The organism is Nitrospirae bacterium YQR-1 (assembly GCA_039908095.1).
GTDB lineage: Bacteria > Nitrospirota > Thermodesulfovibrionia > Thermodesulfovibrionales > Magnetobacteriaceae > Magnetomonas.
In genome coordinates this window covers 1-14,695 of record JAMOBJ010000025.1, presented here as the reverse complement: position 1 = coordinate 14,695, position 14,695 = coordinate 1, and the positions used below count along the sequence as shown (strand labels likewise).

Below are 14,695 nucleotides of genomic sequence, written 5' to 3'. Positions count from 1 at the left end.
TGGGGGGGAAATTTTTTAATTTCAGAATGTTTTCCTCAACAGTATCTTATTTGTATAAAATCAGTAAAAAGAAATATAATTGACATGGCATCTTAAAAATATTTTATTTGGCATTATTGTTCTGAAGGGGTGGAGCATATGGGAAAAAAACTAGGCCAGCATTTTCTCTATGATGAGGCGATTTTGTCAAATATTGTTTCCGCATCAGGCATTACAACTGATGACATGGTTGTAGAGATAGGCCCGGGAACCGGCTCCCTGACAGCCAAACTCATCGAACAAGCCGGTAATGTCATTGCCATCGAGCTTGACCGCCATCTTTATGAAAGACTAAGGGAACGGTTTTCAACTCAGAGTAATATTGAATTAGTCCACGGGGATGCCATGACTTTTGACTATTGTCGCATTGCAAATTTTAAGGCTGCCGGTAATATCCCTTACTATATAACGACACCTTTGATTTTCAGACTTGTTACGGAAAGGCCGAAACTGCTTTCAATGGCCTTTACGATGCAAAAGGAGGTCGCACAGCGTATAGCAGCCCCTCCGGGAAGTAAAACCTACGGCGCACTCTCTGTGGTGCTCCAGTACATTTCCCTGCCGAGGGTTATGTTTACCATTGCGGCAAGCGCTTTCAGGCCTGTACCTGCGGTTGATTCCGCCTTTATTGTGATTGATATGCTAAAGGAGCCGGCAATAAAGTTACATGATGAAACAATATTTTATAAAACTGTAAAAACTGCTTTTTCTAAAAGGAGAAAAACCATTTTAAACAGTCTAAAAGCACCGTTTCCCTCTATAAGAGACGTCCTTTCAGAATTAAAAATTAATGAAAAGGCAAGGCCGGAAACTCTCTCAGTGCATGAGTTTGGCGCTATTGCAAACAGCCTTTATAATAATTCATAAGCTGCATAGCGCCCCCCCTTTGTCAAGACCACTTTTACAAAAAGACAAAAACCTTCATAGTATGATACAGCTCATATGTATGTACTGACAGATTTATTAAAATATAGATATAAAAACTGTGATAACCTTTAGGAGGGTGGCTATGGCTGAGAAAATAACGAAAGACTCTTTGATTGGGCAGGTTATAAAGGATGTACCGGGGGCAAGGGATGTGATAGAAAAACACTTTGGTAACGGTTGCTTCACATGCCAGGGGATTAACGTGGAATCAATATCTTTCGGCGCTATGATGCACAATCTGGATCCCCAGAAGATAGTGGATGAAATAAACTCATTATAAGGAGCTATGACAATGGAATTAAAATGTTTCGTATGCGGGACCCAGGACACACAGAGAGTGTATTTTGACTGTTATCATGAGGGGCAGAAGAAGGTTGTCTGTGTGCGCTGCCTGCCGCCTCTTATTCACGGTGCACACTAGTTAAGCATTCCCTGCCTGATAGACTTCTGAGCTTTGAAATGCTGATGTTGTAAATGCTATAATAGCATTGTGTTTTAAACTCAGGAGCAGGTGGAGAGCCTTTATGTTAATATTCAAAGAAGCCGGCTTTCGGCTCTGAGCCGGAAATAGATAAGAGAGCCCAATGGAGCCGGGAAAAATGATAGAGACAGTCTCAGACGGTGTTATAAGCGCAATAGGCAATACTCCGCTTATATCCCTTAAAAACGTAACCTCCAACCGTAAAGTAAAAATCATGGCCAAACTGGAGGGCAACAACCCGGGCGGCTCCGTTAAGGACCGGATAGCGTGGTATATGGTAAAAGATGCGGAGAACCGGGGGGTGCTGACAAAAGACAAAATAATCCTTGAACCCACAAGTGGTAACACCGGTATAGGGTTAGCCATGGTAGGGGCAACGAGGGGCTACAGGGTGAAGCTTGTCATGCCTGAGTGTGTAAGCATGGAAAGACGGATGACTCTGGAGGCGTTTGGGGCGGAGCTGATTCTAAGTCCCGGCAGTGAAGGCACAGACGGTGCCATCCGCATGGCACACAGGATATATGATGACAACAGACAATGCTACTTTATGCCGGATCAGTTTAACAACCCTGCCAACATCAGGGCACACTACGAAACAACCGGGGTGGAGGTGTATGAGCAAACCAGAGGGGAGGTAAGTGCCTTTGTGGCCGGCATGGGAACTACCGGAACGCTCATGGGTACGGGCAGGAGGCTTAGAGAGTATGACTCCTCGATTCGGATAATCGGGGTGGAACCTCTGCTGGGACATAAAATTCAGGGACTCAAAAACATGGCGGAGTCCATAGTGCCAGGAATACTGGATCTGTCAAAACTGGATGACAAGATAAATGTAGAGGATGAGGTTGCCTTTACAATGGCGCGTACCCTGGCGGTAAAGGAGGGGCTGTTTGTAGGTATGAGCAGCGGGGCGGCGGTCGCAGCAGCCGTAACAGTCGCAGAGGGCATGAGCGACGGCGTAATTGTAGTGATATTGCCTGACAGAGGAGATAGATACCTGAGCACCACACTGTTTAAGTCCATATGCGCAGATTGCCCGCCCTAAATAACTATAAAATTATGCACATTGCTACAATAAGTTTGTTACCTAAGGGCACAGCAATGTTTTCACCTGTCCAAATAATGGACAACCACCGGTGAACACTCCGCTTATATCAGTTATAACACCTTCTTTAAACAGCGCTGCATATATAAGGGACGCCATAGAGAGCGTACTTCGGCAGGGGTATCCAAATTTTGAACATATAGTGGCAGATGGCGGTTCAACGGATGGGACAACAGAAGTGCTCAACAACTACCCACACCTGAGGTGGATTTCAGAGCCCGACAATGGGCAATCTGATGCAATGAACAAAGGGTTTGCTATGTCCAAAGGAGACATTATCGTTTACTTAAACAGCGATGATTATTTCGAGCCGGAAGCGTTTAACTCCGTAGTGCCATATTTTCTCAGGGGTGAGAAGTTTGTCGTTGGAAATGTACGGGTACTTAATGAAAACGGAACATTTTGGATTAACACCCCCTCGGTTGATTTTAGTACAATGCTCAGATGGTGGAAATTTAACGCATTTTGCCATAACCCGGGAGGATATTTCTTTCTGAGAGAGGTGCTTGACACTGTGGGGCCGTTTAATACCGCAAACCACTATAACATGGACTGGGATTTTCTTCTGAAATCCGCCCTGCACTACAGGTTTTACAAAATTGACGCCTTGCTTGCTACTTATCGCCGCTTTGATTTTACAAAGTCCAAAGAAAATGTACGGTTTAAAATGAATTCCTATGTCTTTTCCAAAACATACTGGAAGCATCTGCCGGCTTTTGAGCATTTTAAGATATTTATAGAATTTAATTATATAGATATCATACGTTTTAACCGCTTAATCGGTAAGGCGGCCAATTTGGTATATGCCCTGAAGTTTAAAATCATAAACACTGCCGAGTTTATTCAACGGTTTCTTGTTCTGAGGTTTGCTAAGACTATTGCTATATTTGGAGCCTGCCCCGAGGGCGTGATGTATCTCCAAAAGTGCAGAAAAAAAGGTATGGATGTTAAGTTTTTCATAGACATCTCAGTTAAAGCTAACTCATTTAACGGGCTTCCCCTGCATGACATCAATGATTTTATCGGCGGAGATTTTGGGGATATAGAGGCAATATTAGTAGCAGAGAGCTTAAGAAAAAATAAAATCAAACGCATGCTGGACTCCGTCGGATTTAAAAAGCCGGTTGTTTAAACCCCTCAGCAGTGGGTTGGGGTATTTTCACCACATAGGCTAATCAGATGTCTTTATCAGTTTTTACACAATCATACGAAAAACAATGATTACAACCAGCTCTATTTTAACTGATTGTCTCACTTTTGGAATCCACTATACTATAATTGACAAAACCGTTAGTTTGACGCTAAGATAAAACATGCTTACGGAAACTATATTTACAGATTTAGACTTAACTGAAATTATTAATGGAGAGGAAATAATGGGACCTAGTCCATTTTTTAAACATCAGGATATAGCGGCTAATTTGTATAATATACTAAACCAACATATCAGAAAAAATAAATTGGGGAAATTGTTTTTTTCTCCGCTTGACATAATCTTTGAAGAAGGGATTAACAGGCTTCAACCTGATATACTGTTTATAAAAAAGGAAAACCTGAGTATTGCTAAGGATTGGATAAGAGGCGTACCGGATATGGTTTGTGAGATAATATCTTCAGGCAGTTATGAGATGGATACGGTAGTTAAAAAGGTGATATATGAGAACTACAGGGTGCCTGAGTACTGGATAGTTATGCCGGAGCCACAGACTATAGAGGTATTAACCATCATTGGTGATAAGTATAAATTACACTCCTTTGCGGCTATTGAAGGATTTGTTATATCTAAAGTCATTGAAGGCCTTCAAGTCAACATTACTGATGTTTTTGAGTAACTCCCTTTCTACCGTCTAAAGGTAGAGTTCCGGATATCCCAACGCCACAACACAAGCGTTTATACCAAGTTTATTTGTCTATGCTGTTTCTATCAAACTGTAGGGGGTAGCACTGCCCTGCCGCTGCGCGAGGATGCCCGGAGAGCAGCCAATTCTTATACTTCCAACTGCAACTTGGTATTAGATATAATGATTAAAAAAATTCTCCAGCTCACATGTAACAAAAATACCTTTGTAATATGTTAATGTAAGTGAGTATAGCGAGTGAATCAACAATGTGTGAATCAGATAACATAAACTCAAAGAAAAACAAAAAGGGTTTTGCCACACTTCCCGTGCACATGTCGGAAGGTTGCATATTAGCTCATGACATAACGGAAATAAGGCCGGGGGAGTTTAAAGGAAGGGCATTTAAAAAAGGCCACGTAATAACTAAGGCAGACATAGAGCATTTACAGAGGCTTGGCAAGGACAACATCTATCTGTTGCAAATAGGTGATGATGAACTTCACGAGGACGACGCCGCACACACACTGGCAAATGCGCTTATAGGAAACTCAAAGGAAACAGGCGTTTATCCATCAGGAGAGCCCAAAGAGGGCAAGATTGATTTTATAGCAGGCAGGGACGGCCTTGTAATAATTGATAAAGCCGCCCTCACAAGTTTTAATATGGCTGAAGATGTGATGTGTGCTACATTGCACACCAATACAGTAGTCACAACGGGCGTCAAACTGGGTGGCGTCAGAGCGATACCACTTGTTATAAAACGCAGTCTGGTTGAGCAGGCAGTGGCTGCGGCAAAGAGCGCCGAAAGCGGGGCGGTACTTAAAATAAGAGAGATTAGAAAACCGCGTGCCGGTGTTGTTATTACGGGTAACGAGGTGTTTTATGGCCGGATAAAGGATGCTTTCCTGCCGGTAATACAACGCAAATTAGCCGCCTTCGGAGGTACAATAATGGAGCATATATATGCTCCCGATGATGTTGACTATATTTACGGCAAACTCATGTATTTACTGAATGCCGGCGCTGATTTGCTGATAACAACCGGCGGGATGTCGGTTGATCCCGATGACATCACACCGATAGCGGTAAAAAACCTCCCAGTTAATCTGTACAACTACGGAACGTCTGTGCTGCCGGGGGCAATGTTCTTAATAGCATATGTCGGGGGCGATAAGTATGGCAATTTGGGAGGCGCCGACATCCCGGTAATGTGTATGCCGGCCTGCGGGATGTATAACAAAACAACAGTGTTTGATCTCCTTTTACCGAGGGTACTTTCCGGAGAGATTATAGACAGGCGTGCTTTAGCTGAGATGGCACACGGCGGGTTTTGCCTGAGCTGCCCGGAGTGTAAATATCCTGTATGTCCGTTTGGGAAATGACACTTGGAAGATTCGCTCCTGAGAGACTCCTTTGGAAGGGTCATTGATTACATCAGAATATCCATAACGGACAGATGTAACCTCAGATGTATATACTGTGTGCCGGAGGACGGCACGGATGTACTGAAAAAAGATGATATTCTGTCCTTTGAGGAAATTCTCAGGTTCATTGAGGCGGCCTCGGATGTTGGAATAAAAAAAATACGGATAACCGGCGGAGAACCATTACTGAGGAAGGATTTGCATGATTTTATAAGAGCAATAAAATCCCCCGGCACAATAAACGATATTAGTCTGACCACAAACGGCCAGTTGCTTGCAAAATATGCACAACAACTCCATGACAACGGCCTTAGCCGTGTAAACGTTAGTCTTGATACGCTAAACCCCGGTAAATACAGTGATATAACCCGCGGCGGCTCTTTGGAGAGCGTGCTTGATGGGATCAAAAAAGCGAAGGAGGCAGGGCTTTTACCCATTAAACTCAACATGGTACCTCTGAGGGGAGTAAATGATGATGAAATTGAGGACTTCGCACGGCTTGCCATGCAGAGTGACTATCAAGTCAGATTCATCGAGCTGATGCCTGTATGTATAAGCGGCGGCGGTGAGGACAGTCAACTGGTATCAATGGGTGAAATCATGGAGCGGTTAAAAGCGATGGGCCCCATTATACCTGTAAAGCTAAGAAGACACGGTCCGGCAAGATACTATACATTTGAAAACTCCGGCGGTGTAATAGGTGTAATAAGCGGCGTTACCTGTCAGTTTTGCAGCGAATGTAACAGACTGCGGTTTACCTCAGACGGCAAACTCCGCCCATGTCTTTTTTCCAATATTGAAGTTGACTTCAAAACTCCTCTTAGAAACGGCGCCGATAAAGAGACCCTTAAATCACTTATTTTAAACACTGCAAAACTAAAACCGGAAAGACATGATGCAAAGTTTAACCTGTCAAATCTTTCCCACATAGGAGGCTAAAATGATTACCCCTTCTAATAGAATCTGGTTAGTTGCCTTTCTGATGTTTCTGATGTTGTTATCAAATACATTATTTGTTTTTGTAAAAGTGAGCGAAATCGAGAACGACCACCGGATTATAAACTATGCCGGTATGGCAAGAGGCACTATTCAGAGAATCGTTAAACTGGAAATGAATGAGGAAGATTACGAAAAACTGGCTACTGATGTGGATTGGATTATTAAAGCTCTGTTGGAAAAAGACAGTATCCACCTAAGCGATAAAAACAAAAACGAGTATGACAGGAGCATAACAAAACTAAACAAATCATGGGTGGAACTTAAAACATTGCTGTCAAACCATAAAAATAATATGCCCGGTGCCACAGTGAGGGAAGTTGTTAAAAAAAGTGAGGAATGCTGGAATGTGGCTAACGAAACAGTATTTTCAATTCAACACCTGCTTGAGACAAGAGTTAAACTGGTGAATTCCGTTGTAACCTTTACTATAATTAATGTCGTATATTCACTTGTTGTGCTGTTTTTTATCAGGATTTTCATAAAGGCACGGTGATAACTTATCATTTCCATTTTCTTCTGAAAATCAGAAAACCGGTGAGACTGATGCTTGTGGTAAGAGCCAGTGTTTTCTCTATCCCCCATACCTGGGCAAGAGAGCCAATCAACGCAGAGCCTGCCGGTGCCATTCCCAAAAACATCAAAGTGTAAACACTCATAACTCTGCCCCTGATTGAATCCTGTACTTTAAGCTGAATGTAGCTGTTGGCGGCGGCTAAAAAAGAGACCAGGTTAAAGCCTGCCAGGGCCAGCAGAAACATTGCAAGTGTAAAGTTTTTAACAAAGCAAAATGCAAAAAGAGAAAGCGGAAAGATAAGTCCTGTTATGGACATAAGTTTTCTCTTATTTTTTATATCACCGGCATATGCAATCACAAAACCGGCGGCAAAAGCGCCTGCTCCTGTTGCAGACATCAGATATCCGAGCCCTACAACGTCTGAATGAAACACCCTGTCAACGAAAACCGGCATGAAATGACCATATGGTATGCAAAAGAGGCTGAAAACCGTTATTGTCACCAAAATAAAGGCAATACGACGAAACCTGATAACATACACCAGGCCATCGGAAAAGTCCTTCAACAGACTTTGTTTGGCCGGCTTTTTATCGTCACACCTGAGTGTCATCTTTATAAGCACATATACGACAGGCAGAAAGGTAACGGCATTTAAGATAAAGCAAATCGAAAAACCAAAATGGCTTATCACAAATCCGGCAATCACAGGGCCTGCCATACGTGCCATATGGAAAATAACAGAGCTTAGAGCAACGGCGTTGAGAATATTGTTTCTTCCTGCAATTTCAATAAGAAACGACTGTCTAACCGGAGTGTCTATTGAGTTTATAACACCCAGAAAAAAAGAAATTGCTAAGATTTCCCATATATTTATAATGTTAAAAGCCAACAGCAGGGCAAAAACAGTGGCAGGTATAATGGAGAGCGCCTGGGTCAGAATAAGAAGCTCTCTCTTTTTAAATCTGTCAGCTAAGACCCCCCCTATAAGGGTAAAAAGCAAAATAGGAAGTGAAAGAGACACACCCAAAAGCCCCAGATAGAGTGATGATTTCGTCATTGAGTACACAAGCCACCCTGCCGCCGTCTGGTGTATCCACGTCCCTGAGAGTGATATCGCCTGCGCTATAAAATAGTGTCTAAACTCTTTTACATATAATGCTGAAAACCTGGGTTTATTCTCTGTTGTTGATACTACCATTTTCCATTATCTTACCATTAATTCCTATTCTAATTCATTTGTCTAACTTTGTTGGCTTTGTCACAAGCTCCGGGGCGTCTCCCTTAAAGGGGAATCAGGGGAGGCGTCGCTTGTTCCCAGCCGCCTGCGTTTACTTTTGAGTTAGAATTGTAATTACAACAGAGAATATATGAAATTCATATCCAGTGAGCGGGCAACAATGGCAGCCCAATGCTCTATCGCATCTTCACGGAGCTGTTTATAGTTGATACCGCTTACGGTGCTTTTCAGCCCGCATTTAGCCCTGAGACCGTTAAGCAGGGCATCTCTGAAGCCGTCATTATCAAATATCCCGTGAAGATATGTCCCCCAGACGTTACCCTTTGCCAGACCGTCTGAGTAAGTCCGCCCGCCGTCTTTTACCTCAAAAAGGTTTCCCTCCTGAGTTTTCCCCATGTGTATCTCATAGCAGTCCAGATTATCAAACTCGCCGTCTATAAAAGGTATGATGCCCGCTTTTTTTGCCTTTACACGAGATGTCACCTTTGTGGGTTCAAATACCGTTTCAATGTCAAGTAAGCCCAGAGCTGCTACCTCGGTGTGCCTGCTTTCTACCATATCAGGGTCCCTTATCACGCTGCCCAGCATTTGATAACCACCACACATCCCCACTATTGGAATTCCCGTCTCAGCCGCCCTCTTTAGTGAGTCCGACACGCCGGTCTCTTTAAGATACAACAGGTCCTTCACTGTGTTTTTAGTGCCGGGAATTATCACTAAATCAGAATTCAAAATGTCAGTGCGCCTTAAACTATATACAAGCTCAACTCCGGGCTCACAGGAAAGAGCATGGAAATCCGTAAAATTGGATATATAATTGAGCCGTAAGACAGTGATTTTCAAGCCGGCAGTGCTTGTATTCCCGCCTGTGAACCGGCTGCCCAGTGACAGACCGTCCTCCTCCTCAAGCTGCAGACCACCTGTATAAGGCACTACCCCTATCACTGGAATGCCGGTTAGATTGTGAATCATCTCGTTGCCTGGGATTAGAATATTTACATCTCCGCGGAACTTATTAATGATAAAGGCTTTTATAAACGCTGCATCATCTTTAAGCAGTGCTGCAGTGCCGTATAATGAGGCAAACACACCACCCTTGTCAATGTCCCCGACAAGCAAAACCGGAGCAGATGTTAGCTTTGCTACCGCCATGTTGACGATTTCCCTGTCAGAGAGGTTTATCTCGGCAGGGCTTCCGGCCCCCTCTATGACAACTACATCGTACCGTCTGTCTAACTCCTCCCATGCGCTTACCACATATGGCCAAAACAGCTCCTTGTTTTTATAGTAATCAGAGGCGGACATTGTCTTAAATGGCTTACCCATGACTACCACCTGAGAACCGGCGCTTCCCTCGGATTTTAACAGTATGGGGTTATGATAAACTGAGGGTTCAATCCCTGCCGCCCAGGCTTGAAGCGCCTGTGCCCGTCCAATCTCTCCACCCTCTGCCGTGACGAATGAATTTAAGGCCATGTTCTGTGATTTAAATGGTGCAACCCTGTATCCGGCATTTTTAAATAGTCTGCACAGTGCGGCGGCTATAAGGCTCTTACCGGCTCCCGAGCCGGTACCCTGAACCATTATTGCAGAGGCCACCGTATTGCCTGCTCTACCTATGAGTGTGATTTAACAACAGTACTACAGGGAGATTCCTGTGAATTTCCACGACATTAACACAGGCAAAATCCTGCTCAATCCGAAAAATATGGCGAAGCGGGATTTTCAGCAAATTACAGAGTATGACTCTGTTTGCGCCGCCGTGGGCTACGATTACAATTGTTTTATTTAAGTGAAGTTTAACGAGTTTTTTAAGTGCCGGCATTGTACGCCTGGTGACGTCTTCTGTGCTTTCCCCACCGGCAGGACTGAATTTAAGCGGGTTTTTTGCCCAGTTTGCAAAGTCGTCAGGGTATTTTTTGTCTATTTCTTCAAAGGTCATTCCCTCCCAGAGGCCGAAATTCCTTTCACGAAATTCGGGTACCGGCACAGGGTTGAGATTGAAAAAACCACCGACAAGTTCAGCGGTTTTTACACAACGGCTTAGGTCAGAGGAATAAACGGCCTCAATTGTGGTTTGTGCTGAGCGTTCGCTTAATCCTGAGTAACCGGTGCGGCTTTTTAGGTGACCTCTTATAAATTCACCGGCCTTTACCGCCTGCGCCTCACCCTCTGAAGAGAGCGGCACATCGGTCTGTCCCTTGTACATGCGTTTTTCAGCGCCAAGTGTCTCGCCGTGTCTTATCAGATATACTCTGGTTGCCATTGTTACTATTGATAAATCATAGCACTATTTTTGATAACTTTTCAACAGTTACAAGCAAACAGAAAGATAAGTTCACCGCCCTCAATAATAGCCCCGGCATGATCTCCGGTTAACCCGCCGAACTTGCTTTGCAAAAACACTGTGGCAACCACACTGAAAAGATACACCGCAGTAAAAATCAAAACAGGCGGGCCTGTGATGCTAAAAGGGTCCGTCTGAGCGTTAAAAATATAATTAGCCGCAGAAGTTATCAGTACGGAGATGCAACCGGAGAGAAGAATTTCGGCAAGCCCTGTGTTGGAAATAAAAATATACCCCAGTCCGTCTTCTTTTGCGCTCCTTCCCAGAAACAAACATGATGTAGCGGCAAACCTTCCAGCAACGGGAAACACAGAGAGAACATATAAAGGGGATAGGCCGGTTTGAGCAATTGCATTTTTTAAAAGGAGATACTTAAGAATAATAACCACTACAATGGCGGTGGCTCCGATAGGGCCGGCAGAGCCGCTTTTCATAATAGCGAGGCGTTGTTGCTGCGGCTTTCGTGCAGCGATAGCGTCAAATGTGTCGGAGAGGCCGTCAAGGTGAAGCCCTCCGGTTACTAAAATCGTTGCAGCAACCACCATGAAACAGGATACCTCCAGAGGGAGAGCACTCCTTGCAGCAAACCAAACCATAGCAGACATCAGACCAATAGCCAAACCTGTAACAGGAAACCATGCAGAACTCTTGCCGATTTCTACCGTATCATCGCAGTATAGAAACTGAGGCAGCGGAATTATCGTTAAAAACTGAAACCCTGCCGTTATTCGTTTTATAATTCTGATTATCATTGATGTACAAAAAGCTGGTGGATATTAACATAAAAATTGAATTTGGGGAAAGGGTTTTCTCGCCCTCGAAATCCGATATAGAATTCAAAATTATTATTACATAAGCCAGATAAAGTTTTTATTAATTCCATCTTTTTGTTTTAATATTTCAATGTAGTCCTCAGATACAGGGCTATATTCTTTTGCATCATTACCTTGTATATAAGAGTATTTGCCGTTTTCCACATAATCAATGACAGCTATTTTTTCATACCTGCTATAAATGTTTTTGTCAAACCATTGAAATATATACTGTGGAGAGTTTTTACGAGGAGTCCATGATTTATAAACATGGCAATAAACTATCAGTTTAGGAGGATTTGCCATGATTTCAGATATTAACTCCATTTGCATAATCATGTTTCCATCATGGATTTCCATAAGCCCATAGGTATATATATATCCGGTAACAGATAATCTGTCTGATAAGAAAAGTATTTCCGGCTCCGAGCCAAAGACTGCAATACGGTCGTCTTTACCGGTGTGGGCGGTGATGAGTTCCGCAATTTGCGGTGCTTCATTAAATGGATTGTTTTTGTAAATCGTATTACAGATTAGGGGGAGCGGCAATTTAAAAAAGTAATTTCTATCTGCCCAAAATCCTGTGGCAACAATAATTAAAAATATTATAAAGGCAACATTGGGAAGTTTAAATTTTTCAGTAAGAAACTCATTAAGGCGTTGTACAGCTATGCCGATAAAAATAACCACAGCGGGCAGCATCATTATAAAATAGTGTGGTCTGAAATATAGCCCTGCTGAAACGGCAAAGACGGTAAAAAAAAAGAGCAAATTGGTAAAAACCTTTTTCACAGCTGGTAATTTTATAAAAAACTGTAAAATAAATCCTAACAAAGCCAATATCCAAAGCAGATGGAAACCTTTAAAGACAGCTCGCAAGGATACCTTAATTCTGGGAACTGAAGAACTGATAGTTTCACTTGAAACATATTTATTGGCATAAACAAAAGTCCAGTAGAAAAACTTCTGGAAATCCCCCATGGAATAAACCCACATAACAACTAAAATAAGGGGTATAAAAAAAGCTGCAAGCAGATAGCATAGTTTTGAAAACTCATATTTAGCATTTTGCTTAATATATAATATGACAGGGGTTTGTGGGCTGTTTAACCGGTTGTGATATAAAAAATAGCATACGGCAAAAAACAGAAAATATATGCCGTGCTGCTTCATTAAAAAACCGCAGCCCAGAAAAAAACCGGCAATTGCATAGAATGTAGAGGTTTGTTTTCTAAGGGCTATCATTAAGAAATACAGCCCGAGTGTACAAAACAAGACGATTAGTTGAGTGGCGTGAAAGGAAAAACCTAAAAAAGAATAACTAAGGGTGAAAAACCCATAGGACATTGCTGAAACAACACCGGTGGTTGCATTATATACATGTTTAATCAGCATATAGATGACAACGATTGTGGCAAGGTTGGTAATAAGCAGCCCAATGTGGATACCTCTTACGGTTTGACCGAAAATAGACATAAAGAAAGCATATATTAGTGCCGTGCCGGGTAATTTCATAGTGTATGCGTACTTATAGGGCTCAAGGCGCTCAAGAATCAACCTTGCTATGTAGGCATACTCCCCCTCATCCCGCTCCATGGGAAAATCCAGAAACCTGATTCTTACAGCCGTTATAAAGGCCATTGCAACTATAAGCAACAGCCATGTGTAAAACTCAGTGCGGCGTGTATCGGGCTTAGATAAATTCATTTGCATTTTATTGTAATATATTTTTTATTAAAAAAAGAAATCGGAAGCGCATACTGACTATGTTGTGTGGAAAGTTGGGAATTTCTCGATTGGATTTCTCAAATTTTAGAGTGATTTATAGATTTTTTTGCTCATTTAGATCAAAGGCTTTCCTCCTTAAAAAATATAATAAGTACATCAATAATGAGACAATATATATTGATTTTTCTATAGAAAAGATGATGAGTTTATAATTTGTCAAGCAATAAATGCCATTGCAAACAACTTCAATTCCGAAAACCGACATAGAGGTAAGCAAAACGAGTAAAGGAGTTGAAATTAAAGGAGATAATAAGAAGTAATACCAAGTTGCCTGTTCCCAGCCACCTGTGATATACTTAATAAATTCAGCTTGGTATGAAATGTGTTCCTGTTTAAATTAAATTCGCATGATGTTAACTATGACAGGGGAGGAGGGTATCAATGCCATGGATAAGCGTTACACTTAATATTTCCGGCGAGCAAAGGAAAGTTTTAAAAGAACTCGGCTTGCTATTTGCCGGAGAGATGGAAAGCAGGGGGAGAGCTGATAAAAAAATCCTTGAGCCGCTAAAAGAAGAGCTTTCATACATCATCAACGCCAACTCTGAGGTCAAGGCCATTGTCAAAGATGCACTTGCAACCGGCAATCATTACGCTCTGCGGCTCATAGACTCCGACAGCGAAATCCTGAATCTCCCGTGGTCAATGGCTGAGGAATCAGAGACAGATACTCCGCTTGGCAGTATTGAAAGCCTCCATATATTAAAAACGCCGGCTGCTGTAATTGATAAAAACTTATCAGATTTTACACCGCATATAGAAGCCCCGTTAAAAATTCTTATTATGATTTCCTCCCCGCTTGATTTGGATTACAAATCACGGCTTTCATATGAACAAGAAGAGTATGATATACTGAAAGCCTTCGAGCCGCTTCTTAAAACCGGCCATGTCGAAATAGACTACACTGATGACGGCTCACTTGAGGCGCTGAAATCAAAAATCAAGACCAACAAATACCACATTTTGCACTTTTCAGGCCACGGGACATTTCATGAAGGGCGGGGTTACTTGCTTTTGGAAGACCATTATAATCTAAAGAAAAAGCTTGTAGATGAAGATGAATTTGCAAAAGTGATTAATTCAAATCCCAACTATAAAATCCCGCTTGTTGTGCTGTCATCGTGTCAAACCGCTCAGGGCGGCTCCGAGCGGATTCTAAGAGGCATAACCGGCAAGCTCTT

Annotated in this window: 14 protein-coding genes; 9 read left to right on the top strand and 5 right to left on the bottom strand. The window is 42.5% G+C overall.

Annotated features, from left to right (window positions below; genetic code table 11):
- The first annotated feature begins 138 nt into the window (after nucleotides 1-138).
- From rsmA to H7844_11590, 8 genes are all read left to right on the top strand, one after another.
- Nucleotides 139-906 (top strand): 16S rRNA (adenine(1518)-N(6)/adenine(1519)-N(6))-dimethyltransferase RsmA, encoded by a 768-nt coding sequence (rsmA, locus tag H7844_11625; GenBank protein MEO5357932.1) that lies wholly within the window; start codon nucleotides 139-141, stop codon nucleotides 904-906.
- Between the two features lie 142 nt (nucleotides 907-1,048).
- The gene (locus H7844_11620) at nucleotides 1,049-1,246 is read left to right on the top strand and encodes a DUF1858 domain-containing protein (GenBank protein MEO5357931.1); all 198 of its coding nucleotides are present in this window, start codon (nucleotides 1,049-1,051) and stop codon (nucleotides 1,244-1,246) included.
- A gap of 304 nt (nucleotides 1,247-1,550) precedes the next feature.
- Nucleotides 1,551-2,492, top strand: a complete 942-nt coding sequence (locus tag H7844_11615; GenBank protein MEO5357930.1) for a cysteine synthase family protein — start codon at nucleotides 1,551-1,553, stop codon at nucleotides 2,490-2,492.
- 91 nt (nucleotides 2,493-2,583) lie between these two features.
- On the top strand, nucleotides 2,584-3,684 hold the full coding sequence (locus H7844_11610; GenBank protein ID MEO5357929.1) for a glycosyltransferase: 1,101 nt from the start codon (nucleotides 2,584-2,586) through the stop codon (nucleotides 3,682-3,684).
- A 181-nt stretch (nucleotides 3,685-3,865) separates the two neighbouring features.
- A complete protein-coding gene (locus tag H7844_11605; protein MEO5357928.1) occupies nucleotides 3,866-4,384 on the top strand; it encodes a Uma2 family endonuclease in 519 nt (172 codons plus the stop codon).
- A gap of 275 nt (nucleotides 4,385-4,659) precedes the next feature.
- On the top strand, nucleotides 4,660-5,775 hold the full coding sequence (locus H7844_11600; protein MEO5357927.1) for a molybdopterin-binding protein: 1,116 nt from the start codon (nucleotides 4,660-4,662) through the stop codon (nucleotides 5,773-5,775).
- Nucleotides 5,776-5,778: 3 nt separating this feature from the next.
- On the top strand, nucleotides 5,779-6,756 hold the full coding sequence (gene moaA / locus H7844_11595; GenBank protein MEO5357926.1) for a GTP 3',8-cyclase MoaA: 978 nt from the start codon (nucleotides 5,779-5,781) through the stop codon (nucleotides 6,754-6,756).
- 1 nt (nucleotide 6,757) lies between these two features.
- On the top strand, nucleotides 6,758-7,309 hold the full coding sequence (locus H7844_11590) for a hypothetical protein (protein MEO5357925.1): 552 nt from the start codon (nucleotides 6,758-6,760) through the stop codon (nucleotides 7,307-7,309).
- Nucleotides 7,310-7,316: 7 nt separating this feature from the next.
- Here the strand turns inward: H7844_11590 and H7844_11585 are convergent, their stop codons facing one another.
- The 5 genes from H7844_11585 to H7844_11565 all read right to left on the bottom strand — a co-directional run bounded on the left by H7844_11585 (nucleotide 7,317) and on the right by H7844_11565 (nucleotide 13,433).
- The gene (locus H7844_11585; protein MEO5357924.1) at nucleotides 7,317-8,528 is read right to left on the bottom strand and encodes an MFS transporter; all 1,212 of its coding nucleotides are present in this window, start codon (nucleotides 8,526-8,528) and stop codon (nucleotides 7,317-7,319) included.
- Nucleotides 8,529-8,681: 153 nt separating this feature from the next.
- On the bottom strand, nucleotides 8,682-10,166 hold the full coding sequence (locus H7844_11580) for a cobyric acid synthase (protein MEO5357923.1): 1,485 nt from the start codon (nucleotides 10,164-10,166) through the stop codon (nucleotides 8,682-8,684).
- 13 nt (nucleotides 10,167-10,179) lie between these two features.
- Nucleotides 10,180-10,833, bottom strand: a complete 654-nt coding sequence (locus H7844_11575; protein ID MEO5357922.1) for a histidine phosphatase family protein — start codon at nucleotides 10,831-10,833, stop codon at nucleotides 10,180-10,182.
- A gap of 41 nt (nucleotides 10,834-10,874) precedes the next feature.
- Entirely contained in the window at nucleotides 10,875-11,666 is a 792-nt protein-coding gene (locus H7844_11570) for an adenosylcobinamide-GDP ribazoletransferase (protein MEO5357921.1), read from the bottom strand.
- Nucleotides 11,667-11,762: 96 nt separating this feature from the next.
- On the bottom strand, nucleotides 11,763-13,433 hold the full coding sequence (locus tag H7844_11565; protein ID MEO5357920.1) for a glycosyltransferase family 39 protein: 1,671 nt from the start codon (nucleotides 13,431-13,433) through the stop codon (nucleotides 11,763-11,765).
- A 462-nt stretch (nucleotides 13,434-13,895) separates the two neighbouring features.
- Between H7844_11565 and H7844_11560 the strand changes: the two genes are divergently transcribed.
- Nucleotides 13,896-14,695: CHAT domain-containing protein (locus H7844_11560; GenBank protein MEO5357919.1), on the top strand; the 800-nt coding region annotated here is incomplete at its 3' end.